Origin of the sequence: Kitasatospora sp. NBC_01266 (genome assembly GCF_036242395.1) — a bacterium.
GTDB lineage: Bacteria > Actinomycetota > Actinomycetes > Streptomycetales > Streptomycetaceae > Kitasatospora.
This window is the reverse complement of the sequence record NZ_CP108458.1, coordinates 5,630,788-5,647,104: the sequence shown is the minus strand read 5'-3', so window position 1 is coordinate 5,647,104 and position 16,317 is coordinate 5,630,788. Positions and strand designations below refer to the sequence as shown.

Sequence of the window (16,317 nt, the reverse complement as noted above, 5' to 3'; positions counted from 1 at the left end):
CGTGGTGTCAGTCGGCAGTCCGCGCAATCCCGGCAGCCCGGTAGGCGGCCTCCTCGTCCAGCGTCTCGTGCTCCAGCAGGGCCGCGGCCAGCGCGTCCAGCCGGCCGCGGTGCTGCGCGAGGGTGCCCAGCGCCTCCTCGTAGCACTCGGCGACGATCCGCCGGGCCTCGTGGTCCACCGCGTCCAGGGTGCTGGGCGCGGCCGACAGCCCGTAGGCGCCCTGGGTGTCGTCCGGGATCGCGGTGAGCCGGCCGACCCGCTCGCTCATCCCCCAGCGGCCGACCATGCCGCGGGCGATGTTGGTGACCTGTTCCAGGTCGCTCTCCGCGCCGGTGGTGATCATCCCGTAGACCACCTGCTCGGCCGCCATCCCGCCGAGCGCGCCGATGATCCGGCCGCGCAGGTACTGCTCGGTGTAGGAGTAGCGGTCCGCCTCGGGGGTGGACATGGTGACGCCCAGCGCCCGGCCGCGCGGCACGATGGTGACCTTGCGGACCGGGTCGGCGCCCGGCTGCAGCATGCCGAGCAGGGCGTGACCGCTCTCGTGGTAGGCGGTCCTGCGGCGGTCGGCCTCCGGCATCACCAGCGGTCGCACGGCGCCCAGTTGGACCTTCTCCAGGGCGTCGGAGAGGTCGCGCTGGCCGACCGTCGGCTGCTTGCGCCGGACCGCCAGCAGGGCCGCCTCGTTGACCAGGTTGGCCAGCTCCGCGCCGGTCATCCCCGGGGTGGTCTTGGCGACCTCGGCCAGGCTGGTGCCCTGGGCGAGCGGCACGTCGCGGGCGTGGATGGCCAGGATCGCGGTGCGCCCGTCGCGGTCGGGCGGGCTGACGTTGACCACCCGGTCGAACCGGCCGGGGCGCAGCAGCGCCGGGTCGAGCACGTCGGCCCGGTTGGTGGCGGCCAGCACCACCACGCCCTCGGAGCCGGAGAAGCCGTCCATCTCGGTGAGGATCTGGTTGAGCGTCTGCTCCCGCTCGTCGTGGCCGCCGATCGCGTTGCCGCCACCGCGCTTGCGCCCGATGGTGTCGATCTCGTCGATGAAGATGATCGCGGGGGCCACCTTGCGGGCCTCGGCGAAGAGTTCCCGCACCCGGCTGGCGCCGACCCCGACGATCATCTCGATGAACTCCGAGGCGGAGGCGGAGAAGAACGGCACCCCGGCCTCGCCGGCCACCGCTCGGGCGAGCAGCGTCTTGCCGGTGCCGGGCGGACCGGCCAGCAGCACGCCGCCGGGCATCCTGGCGCCCAGCTTGCGGTAGTCGGCGGGGTTCTTCAGGAAGTCCACCACCTCGGTCAGTTCGGCCTTGACCTCGTCGATGCCGGCCACGTCCGCGAAGGTGGTGCGCTTGCCCTCCTCGGGCGCCACCGGCTTCGGCGGGGCCTTGCGGCCCAGCGGTCCGCCGCCGAGCCCGCCGGCCATCCGGCGGGCCAGCAGCAGCCAGACCAGGACCAGCAGCAGCATCGGGGCCAGCGAGATCAGCAGGTTGGCCAGGAAGCTGCGCTGCTGCACCACCGGCTCGGCGGTGACCTCGACGCCCTGGGCCAGCAGCGTGCCGTAGAGGTTGTCGTTGGCGAAGGAGGGCCGCTGGGTGGTGAACTCCGTGTAGCTGCCCCTGCCGCCGTCCGGCTTGGGGGCGGCGGCCTTCAGGGTGCCCTCGATCGCGTCGCCCTTGGCGTAGATCTTGGCGATGTTGCCCTTGTTCAGCTCGCTGTTGAACTCGGTGTAGGAGACGGTGGTGCCGCCGCCGTTGCCGAAGAAGCTCAGCAGCAGGTCGCTGATCAGGAAGACGGCCAGCGCGGTCAGGATCAGCCCGACCCAGCCGCCGGGCATCCTGCGGCGCGGTGGGGGCTGCGGTGGTGGGGGTGGCGCACCCTCGGACCGCCAGGGCTGGTCGGGATTCTGACGCGGCGGCACGGGTTCGGTCACGATTCGGACCATACGGGCCGAAAAGCTGACGATCCATCAGCAACGCCGCCGGGGGCGGTCAGGCGGACGCCCGCAGCGGGCGCCACTCCTCCACCGTCAGGGCGAACCGCTCGTGGTCGCGCCAGGCCCCCGCCAGGAAGAGCATCCGCGGTGTGAACCCCTCGTGCCGGAAGCCGAGCCGGCGGGCCAGCGCGATCGAACGCTCGTTCTCCGGCTGCACGTTGATCTCCAGCCGGTGCAGCCCGAGGCCGCCGGCGGTCTGGTCGGCGAAGCAGGTGTCCAGCACCAGTCGCATGCCCTCGGTCATCCGCCCGGTGCCCGCGTAGGGGAGGTAGCTGTCATAGCCGAGCGCGGCGTTGCAGTAGCGGCCCATCACGATGTTGGAGACGTTGCACTTGCCGACCAGGCCGGCGTCGGCCGCGTTGACGATCAGGTAGGTGCGCAGCCCGGGGCTCTGACGCTGCAGCAGGTCCGGCAGCCCGTCCGGCTCCACCGGGTTCCAGCGCCCGATGTGCTCGGCGGAGCGCCGCACCGCCGCGGCGTACAGCACGGCATCGGAGGGCCTGGGGGCGCGAATGGTCACACGACTCATCCGAACATCATCGGGCATGCGAAGGGCCGGTCTGCACGACCGGCCCTTCGACTCGTCAGCTCGGCCGGGGCTCAGGGCCCTGGCTCAGGATCCGCTCAGAGCAGGTCCTTGAACTCCTTGGGCAGCTCGAAGTCGCTCGGGCCCTTGCCCGCGCCGAGCCCGAAGGCACCGCCCTGGGTCGGCTCCGGCGCCCCCGCGCCCGGGCCCAGTGCCCGGCGCTCGGCGGCGGCCGCCTCCTCCTGCGCCCGCTTGAGCGGGTTGCCGGACTTCTTGCGGCCCTTGGCAGCGGGCGCCTTCTTGCCCGACTTCTTGCCGCCGCCGCCCATGCCCGGGATCCCCGGCATGCCCGGGATGCCCTTGCCGGAGGCCATCGCGGTCATCATCTTGCGGGCGTCGAAGAAGCGCTCGACCAGGTTGCTGACCTCGCCGACGCCGACGCCCGAACCCTTGGCGATGCGCAGCCGGCGCGAGCCGTTGATGATCTTCGGGTCGGTCCGCTCGGCCGGGGTCATCGACTTGATGATCGCGCCGACCCGGTTGACGTCCTTGTCATCGATGTTGTTGATCTGGTCGCGGATCTGGCCCATGCCCGGCAGCATGCCGAGCAGCTTGGAGATCGAGCCCATCTTCTGGACCTGCTCCAGCTGCGACAGGAAGTCGTCGAGCGTGAAGTCCTTGCCGCCGCCCTGCAGCTTGGCGGCCATCTTCTCGGCCTCGGCCTGCGAGAAGGTCTGCTCGGCCTTCTCGATCAGCGAGAGCATGTCGCCCATGCCGAGGATGCGCGAGGCCATCCGGTCGGGGTGGAAGGCGTCGAAGTCGTCGACCTTCTCGCCGTTGGAGGCGAACATGATCTGCCGGCCGGTGACGTGCGCGACCGACAGGGCCGCACCACCGCGGGCGTCGCCGTCCAGCTTGGAGAGCACCACACCGGTGAAGTCGACGCCCTCGAGGAAGGCCTGCGCGGTGGTGACCGCGTCCTGGCCGATCATCGCGTCGACCGTGAACAGGACCTCGTCGGGGTTGATCGCGGCCCGGATGTCGGCGGCCTGCTGCATCAGCTCGGCGTCGATGCCCAGGCGACCGGCGGTGTCGACGATGACGACGTCGTACTGCTTCTGCTTGGCGTACTCGATCGAGTCGCGGGCCACCTTGACCGGGTCGCCGACCCCGTTGCCCGGCTCGGGGCCGTAGAACGCCACCTGGGCCCGGTCGGCCACCACCGAGAGCTGGGTGACCGCGTTGGGGCGCTGCAGGTCGCAGGCGACCAGCAGCGGGGTGTGCTTCTGCTGCTTCAGCCAGTGGCCGAGCTTCCCGGCCAGCGTGGTCTTACCGGCACCCTGCAGACCGGCCAGCATGATCACGGTCGGACCGGTCTTGGCGAACCGCAGCCGACGGGTCTCGCCACCGAGGATGTTGATGAGCTCCTCGTTGACGATCTTGATGATCTGCTGCGCCGGGTTCAGCGCACCGGAGACCTCGGAGCCGAGCGCGCGCTCCTTGACCTGCTTGATGAAGGCCCGCACCACAGGCAGCGCGACATCCGCCTCCAGCAGGGCGATCCGGATCTCCCGGGCGGTGGCGTCGATGTCCGCCTCGCTGAGGCGGCCCTTGCCCCGGAGGTTCTTGAACGTCGCTGCGAGGCGGTCGGAAAGAGTGTCGAACACGTCGGTCGCGGGTCCCTTGCGGCATCGGTATGAGTACGGTCGTCGCCCCCAGGGTATCCGGACGCCCCGGCCTTGGGCCCCACCCGGTCAGCAGAGCGCCCGCTGCACCTCCTCGGCCACCGTGCGGGCGGCGGCCTCGCCGAGCCGTTCACCCGCGCTGTCCGTCAGGTAGAACGCGTCCACCGCGTCCGCGCCCAGCGTGCTGACGTGCGCGGTGCGCACCCGAACCCGCGCCGCGTCCAGCGCGCGCCCGATCCGGTGCAGCAGGCCCGGGGCGTCGTGCGCGCGCACCTCCAGCACGGTGGCGGTGGCCGAGGCGCCGCCGGGCGCCACGGTGACCACCGGGGGCGGGGTGCTGATCCCGGGGCGCCTGGGCACCGCCGCGTCGCGCTCGGCCAGTCGGCGGCCGGGGTCCAGCGAGCCGTCCAGCGCCCGGCGCAGGTCGGCCCTGAGCCGGGCCGCCTCGGGCAGCTCGCCGAACTCGGCGGCCACCCGCCAGGAGAACAGCAGCACCGGTCCGGCACCGATCGGGTCCAGCTCGCACAGGGTGAGCGAGCGCACGGTGAGCCGGTTCAGCGCGAGCACCCCGGCGACCGTGCCGAGCAGCCCGGGACGGTCCGGGATGGCCAGGACCAGCTCCACGCCCATCGGCTCGGCGGCCGTGCGGTCCTGCTCGACCAGCACGGCGCGCAGGGTCAGGGCCGGCTCGCCGGTCCTGGCCGCCTCCACCGCGAGCCGCTCCTCCTCGGCGCAGGCCGTGCCCAGGGGTTCGGCGGCCGGCTCCCCCGCCAGCAGCACGGCCACCCGGTCGACCAGGGCGGCCACCAGGGCGGCCCGCCAGCTGCTCCAGGCGGCCGGGCCGGTGGCGGTCGCGTCCGCCTCGGTCAGCGCGTGCAGCAGTTCCAGGTGCTGGGCAGTGCCCACCACCTTGGCGATCAGCTCGACGGTGGCCGGGTCGTTCGGGTCGCGCCGGGTCGCGGTGTCGATCAGCGTCAGGTGGTGGCGCACCAGCAGCGCCAGGGTCTCGGTGTCGTCCTGGTCGAAGCCCATCCGGGCCGCCACGTCCCGCACGATCACCTCGCCGGCCTGCGAGTGGTCGCCCGGCCAGCCCTTGCCGAGGTCGTGCAGCAGCGCGGCGACCAGCAGCAGGTCGGGGCGGGCCACCCGGCGGGTCAGCGCGGCGGCCCGCACCGCCGTCTCCACCAGATGCCGGTCCACCGTCCAGGTGTGCACGGCGTTGCGCTGCGGACGGCAGCGCACCCGCTCCCAGTCCGGCAGCAGCCGGGTGATCAGGCCCTCGACCTCGAGCGCCTCCCAGACCGGCAGGCAGGCCTCGCCAGCGCCCAGCAGGGTGATCAGCTGCTCGCGGGCCTCGGTGGGCCAGGGCACCGGCAGCGGCTTGCTCTCGGCGGCCAGCCGGCGCACCGTGGCGTGCGCGACCACCAGGCCGGCCTGGGCGGCGGCGGCCGCCGCGCGCAGCGTCAGCACCGGGTCGGCGGCCGGGCGGGCGCTCTGCGCGAGCACCGCCTCACCGTCCTGCTCGACCACGCCCTCGGCCAGTGGCCGGCGGGCCACCACGCCCCGGGCCGCCGGCTGGGCGCCGCCCGACCGGCCGGCGCCGCCGAAGGCGAAGCGGAACGGGCGCCGGCCGCGGGAGCGGCGGGCCACCAGCAGCCGGTCGACCGCCCGCCAGGTGACGTCGCTCGCGTAGGAGACGGTCCGGGCCGCCTGGTAGACCTGGCGCAGCAGGGTGTCCGCGTCCAGCACGCCCAGGGCGGCGGCCACCTGGTCCTGCTCCTGCAGCGCGAGCCGCTCGGTGGTCCGGCCGGTGGCCAGGTGCAGCGCGTCACGGACGTCGCTGAGCCGGCGCTGGGCGGCGTCCAGGCCCTCCCGGGGCGCGTCGGCCAGCCAGGAGGCGGCGATCGCGTCGAGCGCGACCACGTCGCGCAGGCCGCCGGCCGCCTCCTTCAGGTCGGGCTCCAGCAGGAAGGCCAACTGGCCGTGTCGCTCGGCCCGTTCCTGGCCGAGCGCGCGCAACTCGGGCAGTCGCTCAGGGGCCTTGGCCCGCCAGTCGGCCAGCACCGCCGAACGCAGCGCACCGGTCAGTTCGGCATCGCCGGCGATGTGCCGGGCGTCCAGCAGGCCCAGCTGCGTCTTGAGGTCGGCGGCGGCCACCGCGCGCGCCTCGGCGGGCTTGCGCACCGCGTGGTCCAGGCCCACCCCGCTGTCCCAGACCGGGTACCAGAGCCGGTCGGCCAGCGCGCCGACCGAGCCCGTGTCGTGCAGCAGCAGCACGTCCAGGTCGCTGCGCGGGGAGAGCTCGCCGCGTCCGTAGCCGCCGACCGCGACCAGGGCGACGCCGCCCTGGTCACCGCCCGCCGCGGCGAGCAGCGCGGCGAGCCAACGGTCCGTCAGTTCGGCCAGCGCGCCGCGGCGTTCGCGGCCGGCCAGGTCGGGGTTGGTGAACAGGTCGGCACGGGCCGACTGGTAGTCAAACATCACGGCGACTCCGTGGAACGGGCGAGCGGACCCGCGCCGGGTGGTTCGCGGGTCCGCTGCTGCGTGAGGATCAGAGCGCGTCGGGCCCGCGCTCGCCGGTCCGTACCCGGACCACGGTGTCCACCGGGACACTCCAGACCTTGCCGTCGCCGATCCGCCCGGTGCGGGCGGCCTTGACCAGGACGTCGATCACGTCCTGCTCGTCGGCGTCCTCCACCAGCACCTCTATCCGGACCTTCGGCACCAGGTCGACGGTGTACTCGGCGCCCCGGTAGACCTCGGTGTGACCGCGCTGGCGGCCATAGCCGCTGGCCTCGGTGACGGTCAGGCCCTGGACCCCGTAGGACTGCAGCGCCTCCTTGACCGGCTCCAGCTGGTGGGGCTTGACGACTGCGGTGATCAGCTTCATCGGGCATCGACCTCGGTCTTGTCGGACTTGTTCTCGGCGGACTTCCCGGCCGGATTCCCGACCGACGCCCCGGCGGCCACCTGCTCGGCCGGCCGGGCGGCCGCGGGGGTGCCCAGCGCACGGGTCAGGCTAGCCCCCACCGTGCTGAAGTCGTAGGCGCTCTCAGCGTGTTCGGCCTGGTCGATGCCGGCCACCTCGACCTCCTCGGTGACCCGGAAGCCGATCGTCTTCTGGATCGCCTGGCCGAGCAGCCAGGAAAGCACGAAGGAGTAGACCGCGACCACGACCACGCCGATCACCTGCTTGCCGAGCTGGTCGAGACCGCCGCCGTAGAACAGGCCCTTGGCGCTCTGGCCGACGTGGCCGGTGGCGAAGAGGCCGATCAGCACCGAGCCGATCGCCCCGCCGACCGCGTGCACGCCCACCACGTCGAGCGAGTCGTCGAAGCCGAGCCGGTACTTGAGGCTGATCGCCGCCGCGCAGACGGCGCCGGCGATCAGGCCGATGGCGATCGCCCCGAGCATCGAGACCGAGCCGCAGGCCGGGGTGATGGCGACCAGGCCCGCCACCGCGCCGGAGGCGGCACCGAGCGAGGTGAAGGCGCCGTGCTTCAGCTTCTCGTAGGCCAGCCAGCCGAGCATCGCGGCGGCGGTGGCGACCTGGGTGTTCATGAAGGCCATACCGGCCACGCCGTTGGCGGCCAGCGCCGAGCCGGCGTTGAAGCCGAACCAGCCGAACCAGAGCAGGCCGGAGCCGAGCATCACCAGCGGCAGGCTGTGCGGGCGCATCGGGTCCTTCTTGAAGCCGACCCGCTTGCCCAGCACCAGGCAGAGCGCGAACCCGGCGACCCCGGCGTTGATGTGCACGGCGGTGCCGCCGGCGAAGTCGATCACGCCCAGGTGGTCGACCAGCCAGCCGCCGTGCCCGTTGTCGGTGAAGAAGACCCAGTGCGCGACCGGGAAGTAGACGACCGTCACCCAGAGCGCGACGAACAGCGACCAGGCGGTGAACTTGGCCCGGTCCGCGATCGCGCCGCTGATCAGCGCCGGGGTGATCACCGCGAACATCAGCTGGAAGGCCGCGAAGGCGGTGACCGGGATCGAACCGTTCAGGTCGTTCAGGCCGATGCCGCGCATCCCGAGGTGGTCGAGGTTGCCGATCAGGCCGGCGCCCGCGTCCTTGCCGAAGCTGAGGGTGTAGCCGTAGAGCACCCAGAGCACGCTGACGATGGCCAGCGAGATGAAGCTCATGACCAGCATGTTGAGGGTGCTCTTGACCCTCACCATGCCGCCGTAGAAGAAGGCCAGGCCCGGGGTCATCAACATGACCAGGGCCGCACTGATGAGCACGAAGGCGGTATCGCCCGCGCTGAAGCCGTCCGGCATCGGCGTCTCCTCCAGGTGTCCGCCGCGCCACCCTCGGGATCCCTGTCCCGTGCCACCCGGGGTGTCGGCGATGAAGAGGAGAGTGCCGAAGACGGGTTTCGGCCAGTGCGGCTCGGTGTTTCGCCGTGGTGACACGGTTGACGCACCCGTTACGGGTGCGTGAACTACGGCCGTGCCATGACAGGCCGTGAGGTACCGTACCGCCGCACACCACCCGGGGTACCCAACCGATCACCCCGGGTCCACCGAAAGGATGAGGGTCAGACCGCCTCGTACTCCGGAATCTGATCCACCACCAGCTCGGCCAGCCGGTTGACGGCCGGAACCGAGCGGTAGTCCCGGCTCGCCGTCGCCGAGGTCTTGCGGACCCGGGTGTTGAGCCGCTCCGAGCGCACCTTTCCGGCGATGTCCACCGCCTCCTCGGCCACCGAAGCCGCCTGCTCCGGCTCGCCGCGCAGCAGGTGCACGCTGGCCATGCCGACCAGGTTGAAGGCGTAGGAGCGGGTGTGGTTCTCCTTGTCCGCACGGAACAGGTCCACCGCGGTGGCCATCACCGGCTCGGCCATCGAGGCGTACCGCGGGCTGCGCGAGGAGTGGTAGGCCAGGTCGCGGAAGGAGTGCGCGTTCTCCGCGTAGAGCTCCGCCTTGGAGAAGAACCGCAGCCAGTTGGGGTCCTGCTCGATCGGCCCGGCGTCGGTGAAGGTGTCCTCGGCCAACCGGACCGCGCGGGCGCAGCGGTTGACCTCGCCGATGTTGGAGTACGCCCGCGCCTCCATCGCGTAGAGCAGCGCCTGCTGGCGCGGGGTGGCGGTGTCCCGGCTGCCGTACTGGGCCAGGTGGATCAGCTCCAGGGCGTCCTCGCCGCGGTTCAGGTGGATCATCTGGCGGCTCATGTCGGTGAGGATCAGCGCGCCGAACGGGCGGTCGCCGGCCTCCTTGGCCGCGTGCAGCGCCAGCACGTAGTACTTCTGCGCGCTCGGGTGCATGCCCACGTCGTAGGACATCCAGCCGGCCAGGTGGGCGAGTTCGGCGGTGAGCCGGAAGAGCCGCTGGGTCACCTGCACCGGGTAGGTCTCCTGCAGCAGGTCGGTGACCTCGTGCAGCTGGCCGACCACCGCCTTGCGGCGCAGGCCGCCGCCGTTCTGCGCGTCCCACTGCCGGAACATCACGGTGGTCTGCTCCAGTAGCTGCAGCTCCGGCTCGGAGAGCCGGCCGGTGTAGGGCTCACCGCCGTTGGCCGCCGCCAGGATCGGCGTGGGCGAGCCGCCGGGGCCCGGGGTGAGCCAGCGCTGCATCGGCTCGATCAGCGCGGCGCCGGCCGTCAGCGCCAGCGAAGTGCCGAGGAAGCCACGGCGGTTGAGCATCAGGTCGCTGCGGGAGTACTCGCTGATCAGCTGCACCGTCTGCGGCCCGCTCCAGGGCAGGTCGACCCCGCCGCCGGCCACCGTGGAGACGGGGACGACGGTGCGCAGGCCCAGGTCCTCGACCGAGACCACCGAGCCGAAGCGCTCGGAGAAGAGGTCCGCCATGATCTTCGGGATCGGCTCCCGCGGCTGCTCGCCGTCCAGCCAGCGGCGCACCCGCGAGGTGTCGGTGCTGACGTGGTGCGCACCCAGCGTGCGGGCCTGCCGGTTGACCTGCCTGGCGAACTCGCCCTTGGACCAGCCGCTGCGGGCGAACCACGCCGTCAGTTTCTCGTTGGGCTGCTTCTCTGCCATTGAGGGTCCACCCCTGTCCCGCCCGACCCCGTTCGGAGTCTGCTCATTTGTCCCGCCCGCGTACCCACTGCCCTGGTCCGCGTGCTGAACGTAACCTGCCATGAGCCGTCCGGGGGATGCTTCGCCGGGAAACGCCACCATTCGCCACCCCCCGAGTGGATCCGCGATCCCGCCACCGGCGCTTCACTGGTAGCCGGACCCGCCCCGGGGCAGCCCCACCGGCGAAAGCATTCAACAGCGCGCGCTGCCCGCCGCGCGCCGTCGAGCGAGAACACACGCCGGACGCGAGAATTTGACGGTACGTCACAGTCCCGTAACCGCCGGCAACCGAATTCTGTTGGGGGAGGCATGGACAACCTGTTCGGCGATCTGAGGTTCGGCTCGCGCCGCCGCACCCGCGCCACCGCGTACATGGCAGCGGCCGAGTACGCCGGGCGCTGGGGCTGGACGGTCGCCCTCGGCGGCTCGCCGGTCCGGACCGGGTCGAGTGCCCGGCCGCGGCTTGGCGGCGGTTGCGCCTGCGGTCGGCCGCACTGCGCGGCTCCGGGACTGCACCCGCCGCACGGCGTCCCGGTCCGCGAACTACCGGCCGGCGCGAGCGCGCACGAGGCACGGGCGCTCTGGGACGGCGATCCGCAGGCCAGCGTGCTGCTGCCGGCCGGGCGCGGCTTCGACGTACTGGACGTGCCCGAGCCGGCCGGGCTGCGGGCCCTGGTCCGGCTGGAGCGGATGGGCACCCAGGTGGGCCCGGTGCTCGCCGCGCCCACCGGCCGGCTGCTCTTCTTCGTGGCCTGCGGCACCGCCGAGAAACTGCCCGACCTGCTCTACCGGATGGGCTGGGACGACGCCGCGCTCGACCTCGGCTGCCACGGCGAGGGTGCCTATCTGGCCGCGCCGCCCACCGTGCTGCCCGGCCTGGGACAGGTGCGCTGGCTGCGCCACCCCTGCCGGGAGAGCGCGGCCCGCCCGCCGGAGGCCCGGCTGCTGCTCGGCACCCTCGCCTACGCGTGCCACCGCGGGCGGGAGCGGGCGGCGGTCCAGCCGATGCTGTCGCCAGCCTGGCTGGCTTCCTGAGCCGCCGGCCTTCTGAGCGAAAGAGCCGGGGCGCCCCTCCCGACGGGAAGGACGCCCCAGTGCTACCGAGCGGCTGTCAGCCGCCGGTCTCAGTCTCCGATCAGCGCGTCGACGAACGCGCCCGGCTCGAACGGCGCCAGGTCGTCGGCACCCTCACCCAGGCCGATCAGCTTGACCGGCACGCCCAGATCACGCTGCACCGCGACCACGATGCCGCCCTTGGCGGTGCCGTCCAGCTTGGTCAGCACGATGCCGGTGATGTCCACCACCTCGGCGAAGACCCGGGCCTGCACCAGACCGTTCTGCCCGGTGGTGGCGTCCAGCACCAGCAGCACCTCGTCCACCGGGCCGTGCTTCTCGACCACCCGCTTGACCTTGCCCAGCTCGTCCATCAGGCCGGTCTTGGTGTGCAGCCGGCCCGCGGTGTCGATCAGCACGGTGTCGGCGCCCTCGGCGATGCCCTCCTTGACCGCGTCGAACGCGACCGAGGCCGGGTCGCCGCCCTCGGGCCCGCGCACGGTGCGCGCCCCGACCCGCTCGCCCCAGGTCTGCAACTGGTCGGCCGCGGCGGCGCGGAAGGTGTCGGCGGCGCCGAGCACCACCGTGCGGCCGTCGGCCACCAGCACCCGGCCGAGCTTGCCGGAGGTGGTGGTCTTGCCGACTCCGTTGACGCCGACCACCAGCACCACCGCCGGGCGGCCGTCCTCGTGCTTGGCGGTCTTCAGCGAGCGGTCGGCCTCGGTGCCGATCAGCGCGACCAGCTCCTCGTGCAGCAGCGCGCGCAGCTCGGCCGGGGTGCGGGTGCCGAGCACCTTGACCCGGGTGCGCAGCCGCTCGACCAGCTCCTGGGTCGGAGCCACGCCGACGTCGGCGGTGAGCAGGGTCTCCTCGATCTCCTCCCAGGTGTCCTCGTCCAGCCGGTCCCGGGAGAGCAGGGTCAGCAGGCCCTTGCCGAGCGAGTTCTGCGAGCGCGACAGCCGCGAGCGCAGCCGCACCAGCCGGCCCGCGGTCGGCTCGGGCACCTCGATGGCGGGCGCCTCGACGGCCTGCTCGGCCTCGACGGTCTCGGCCGCCTCGGGGAGTTCGACCTCCTCGACGGTCTGCACCGGCGCCTGGCTCGGCGCCGCCGCCTCGTCACCGACCTGCGGCTCGCTCGGGGTCTTCGGCTCGATGGTGGTCGGCCGCTGGACCGGGGGCAGTTCCTTACGTCGTCTGCCGCTGACGACGAGGCCGGCGACCGCACCAACGGCGATCACGGCGATGACTACGGCAAGGATCACGTATTCCATAACCACCCCAGTATCAGTGACACCGGGCCCCAGCGGCGGTAACCGTGCTCAGACCGTTGCCTCCCGGGGTCCCGGGGCCCGCCGCTCGCGGTGCTCCGGACGCAGCCGCTGGCTGATCACCTGGGAGATCCCGTCGCCCTTCATGGTCACGCCGTACAGCGCGTCGGCGCACTCCATGGTCAGTTTCTGGTGGGTGATCACGATCAGCTGGGAGCTGTCCCGCAGCTCCTCCATGATCGCGATCAGCCGGCGCAGGTTGGTCTCGTCCAGCGCCGCCTCCACCTCGTCCATCACATAGAACGGACTGGGCCGGGCCTTGAAGATGGCGACCAGCATGGCCACCGCGGTCAGCGACCGCTCGCCGCCGGAGAGCAGCGAGAGCCGCTTGACCTTCTTGCCCGGCGGGCGGGCCTCCACCTCGACCCCGGTGGTGAGCATGTTGTCGGGGTCGGTCAGCAGCAGCCGGCCCTCGCCGCCGGGGAAGAGCCGGGAGAAGACGCCCTCGAACTGGGCGGCCGTGTCGTGGAAGGCGGCGGTGAAGAGCTGCTCGACCCGCTGGTCCACGTCCCGGATGATCTCCAGCAGGTCGCGCCGGCTCCGCTTGAGGTCGTCCAACTGCTCACCGAGGAACTGGTGGCGCTCCTCCAGCGCGGCGAACTCCTCCAGCGCCAGCGGATTCACCCGGCCCAGCTGCTGGTACGCCTTCTCGGCCGCGCGCAGCCGCTTCTCCTGCTCGGCCCGGACGTAGGGACGGCTCTCCCCCGGCTCCTGCCCCTCCTCCGGCGTGGCCGGCGGGACCGGCTGGTCGGGGCCGAAGCCGGCCAGCAGGTCGTCCCCCTCGATGCCGAACTCCTCCAGCGCGCGGGCCTCCAACTGCTCGATCCGCAGCCGCTTCTCGGCCCGCAGCACCTCGTCCCGGTGTCCGGCGTCGACCAGCTTGTCCAGCTCGTCCTTGAGTTCCCGGCCGCGCTCACGGCTGGCGCGCAGTGCGCTCTCCCGCTCGGCCCTGGCCTGCTCGACCGCCGTGCGCTCGGCATCCGCCCGGCCCTGGGAGACCTCCAGGGCGGCGAGCAGTTGCCGGGCGCCGGCCGCGACCGCGCCGGCCACCTGGGCCTGCCGGGCGGCGTGGCGGCGGCGCTCGGCGGCCCGGGCCCTGGCCTCGCGTTCGGCGGCGGCCGCGCGGTCCAGGCTCTCGGCCCGCCCGGCCAGCGAGCGGACCCGCTCCTCGTGGGTGCGCACCGCGAGCCGGGCCTCCAACTCGGCCTGCCGGGCGGCGGTCCCGGCCTCGGCCAGCCGGTCGCGCTCGGCGGGGTCCGGCTCCGCGGCCTGCTCCCCGGCCAGCTCCTCGGCGGCGCCGAGCCGCTCGGCCAGCTCCGCGGCGGCCTGCGCCGACGCGGTGCGGCCCTCCTCCGCGCGCCGCACCGCGTCGGCGGCCCGCTCGGCCTCGCCGGCGGCGGCCCGCGCCTGACCGCCGAGCCGACCGAGCGAACCGGCCACCTCGGCGCGCTGCTTCTCGCCGCTGCGGCGTTCGGCGGCCAGCCGGTCCAGTTGCTCGGCGCACCCGCGGCGGTGCTCCTTGGCCTCGGCGAGCCGCTCGGCCAGCCCGGCGCAGCGCGCGGCCAGCTCCTCGATCGCGTGGGCCGCCGCGTCCACCGCGGCCTGGGTCTCCAGCTGGCTGGGTGGTCCGGCCGAGCCGCCCTGGGCGAGGTGGGCCGCCAGCAGGTCGCCCTCAGCGGTGACGGCGGTCAGCTCGGGGTGGGCGGCCAGCAGTCGGCGGGCGGCGTCCAGATCGGCCACCACGGCGGTGCGGGCCAGCAGGGCCCGTACCGCGCACAGCAGTTCGGCGGGGCCGGCCACCAGCTCGGCGGCCCAGCGGGCGCCGTCAGGGGCGGGCCCGGTCGGCCGGTCCGGGTCGGCCGGGTCGGGCCGGCCCGCGATCAGCAGCGCCGCGCGGCCCGCGTCCCGCTCGCGCAGCAGCCGCAGCGCGGCGCTCGCCGCGTCCGGGTCGGCGACCGCGACCGCGTCGGCCGCCGCGCCGAGCGCGGCGGCCAGCGCCACCTCGTGACCGGGGGTGACGGTGAGCAGCTCGGCCGCCGGGCCGAGCAGGCCGGTCAGCGTCCCCGCGGCGTCCAGCAGCGCACCGGTGCCGTCCTTGCGGCGCAGGCCCAGCGAAAGCGCCTCGTGACGGGCGGTCAGGGCCGCGCGCTCGCGCTCGGCTCCGGCGGCGGCCTCGCGGGCCGCGCTCAGCTCCCGCTCGGCGCCGGCCAGCGCCTCACGTGCCTGCCCGTGCGCCGCCTCCAGTTGCTCGTCGCCGGATTCCAGGCCCGCGACCTGCTCCTGGAGCAGTTCCCACTCGGCCCGCGCGGCCTCGGCCCGCAGCGCGGCCTCGTCCCGGGCGGTGATCAGCCGCTCGATCTCGGCCTGTGCGCCGGCCGCCCGGGAGGCGGCCGCGGCGGCCTGGCCCTGCAGCCTGGCCAGCCCCTCGCGGCGGTCCGCCACGGCTCGGGCGGCCGTCTTCAGCCGCTGCTCCTCCTCGGTGAGCGCGCGTTCGGCGGCGGCCCTGGTCTCCACCGCCTCGGCCAGCGCGTACTGCGCCTCTTCCAGTGCCTCGGCCAGTGCGGCCTCCTCGGCCCGGACCCGCTCGGCCTCGGCGGCCAGCTCCTGCGGATCGCGGCCGCGCCGCTCCTCGGCCTGGCCCTCGCCGGCGGCGTGCCGGACCTTGGCCTCGGCCAGGCCGATCGTGCCCCTGGTCCGCTCGATCAGCGCGGAGAGCTGGTACCAGGCTTGCCGGGTGGCCTCCAGGCGCGGCCCGAGCTGCTCGACCTGCGCCTCCAGGACCGCCTCGCGCTGCCGGGCCCGCTGCAGCTCCTGCTCCACGGTGGACTGCCGCAGCCGCAGCGCCAGTTCGTCCGCCACCTCGGCCTTTATGGCCTGACGCAGCGTCAGCAGGTCATCGGCGAGCAGCCGCAGCCGGGCGTCGCGCAGTTCGGCCTGGATCCCGGCGGCCCGCCGGGCGATCTTGGCCTGCCGCCCGAGCGGGCCGAGCTGGCGGCGCAGTTCGGCCACCAGGTCCTGGACCCGGTTGAGGTTGGCGGCCATCGCGTCCAGCTTCCGCAGCGCCTTCTCCTTGCGCTTACGGTGCTTGAGCACCCCGGCGGCCTCCTCGATGAAGGCGCGGCGGCCCATCGGGTCGGCGTGCAGCACGGAGTCCAGTCGGCCCTGGCCGACGATCACGTGCATCTCGCGGCCGATGCCGGAGTCGGAGAGCAGCTCCTGGATGTCGAGCAACCGGCAGGTGTCGCCGTTCAGCGCGTACTCGCTGCCGCCGTTGCGGAACATCGTCCGGGTGATGGTCACCTCGGCGTAGTCGATCGGCAGGGCGCCGTCGCTGTTGTCGATGGTCAGACTGACCTCGGCCCGGCCCAGTGGGGCCCGCCCGCTGGTCCCGGCGAAGATGACGTCCTCCATCTTGCCGCCGCGCAGCGACTTGACCCCCTGCTCGCCCATCACCCAGGACAGCGCGTCGACCACGTTGGACTTGCCGGAGCCGTTCGGGCCGACCACACAGGTGATGCCCGGCTCGAAGCGCAGGGTGGTGGCCGAGGCGAAGGACTTGAAGCCGCGCAGGGTCAGACTCTTGAGGTGCACAGCGTTCGACTGTATCCGTCCGACGCGCCGGTTTCGGGAGGGCGGGCCGTGGGCAGCATCGGACAAACAGAACGTGAGCAGGAAGGAACGACGAAGGGACGCCGGTGAGGGC

At 73.4% G+C, this 16,317-nt stretch carries 10 protein-coding genes; 1 reads left to right on the top strand and 9 read right to left on the bottom strand.

What is annotated here, in order from left to right; translation table 11 throughout:
• Positions 1-7: 7 nt before the first annotated feature.
• The 7 genes from ftsH to nsdA all read right to left on the bottom strand — a co-directional run bounded on the left by ftsH (position 8) and on the right by nsdA (position 10,194).
• A complete protein-coding gene (ftsH, locus tag OG403_RS24705) occupies positions 8-1,927 on the bottom strand; it encodes an ATP-dependent zinc metalloprotease FtsH (protein ID WP_329567936.1) in 1,920 nt (639 codons plus the stop codon).
• Positions 1,928-1,985: 58 nt separating this feature from the next.
• Positions 1,986-2,519, bottom strand: a complete 534-nt coding sequence (locus OG403_RS24700; protein ID WP_329567934.1) for a GNAT family N-acetyltransferase — start codon at positions 2,517-2,519, stop codon at positions 1,986-1,988.
• A 95-nt stretch (positions 2,520-2,614) separates the two neighbouring features.
• Complete coding sequence (gene ffh / locus OG403_RS24695; RefSeq protein WP_329567932.1) at positions 2,615-4,183, bottom strand: signal recognition particle protein; 1,569 nt, start codon at positions 4,181-4,183, stop codon at positions 2,615-2,617.
• Between the two features lie 87 nt (positions 4,184-4,270).
• Positions 4,271-6,682 carry a [protein-PII] uridylyltransferase gene (locus OG403_RS24690; protein ID WP_329567930.1) on the bottom strand — a complete coding sequence of 804 codons (2,412 nt, stop codon included), beginning with the start codon at positions 6,680-6,682 and terminating at the stop codon, positions 4,271-4,273.
• A 70-nt stretch (positions 6,683-6,752) separates the two neighbouring features.
• Positions 6,753-7,091 carry a P-II family nitrogen regulator gene (locus tag OG403_RS24685; protein WP_329567929.1) on the bottom strand — a complete coding sequence of 113 codons (339 nt, stop codon included), beginning with the start codon at positions 7,089-7,091 and terminating at the stop codon, positions 6,753-6,755.
• A complete protein-coding gene (locus OG403_RS24680; RefSeq protein WP_329567927.1) occupies positions 7,088-8,476 on the bottom strand; it encodes an ammonium transporter in 1,389 nt (462 codons plus the stop codon). The genes OG403_RS24685 and OG403_RS24680 overlap by 4 nt, the downstream gene beginning before the upstream one ends.
• A 260-nt stretch (positions 8,477-8,736) precedes the next feature.
• A complete protein-coding gene (gene nsdA / locus OG403_RS24675) occupies positions 8,737-10,194 on the bottom strand; it encodes a transcriptional repressor NsdA (protein ID WP_329567925.1) in 1,458 nt (485 codons plus the stop codon).
• A gap of 348 nt (positions 10,195-10,542) precedes the next feature.
• Between nsdA and OG403_RS24670 the strand changes: the two genes are divergently transcribed.
• Positions 10,543-11,268 (top strand): bifunctional DNA primase/polymerase, encoded by a 726-nt coding sequence (locus OG403_RS24670; RefSeq protein ID WP_329567923.1) that lies wholly within the window; start codon positions 10,543-10,545, stop codon positions 11,266-11,268.
• A gap of 89 nt (positions 11,269-11,357) precedes the next feature.
• Here the strand turns inward: OG403_RS24670 and ftsY are convergent, their stop codons facing one another.
• Entirely contained in the window at positions 11,358-12,557 is a 1,200-nt protein-coding gene (gene ftsY / locus OG403_RS24665; protein ID WP_329567921.1) for a signal recognition particle-docking protein FtsY, read from the bottom strand.
• 48 nt (positions 12,558-12,605) lie between these two features.
• Complete coding sequence (gene smc / locus OG403_RS24660; protein ID WP_329567919.1) at positions 12,606-16,205, bottom strand: chromosome segregation protein SMC; 3,600 nt, start codon at positions 16,203-16,205, stop codon at positions 12,606-12,608.
• Positions 16,206-16,317 lie beyond the last annotated feature (112 nt).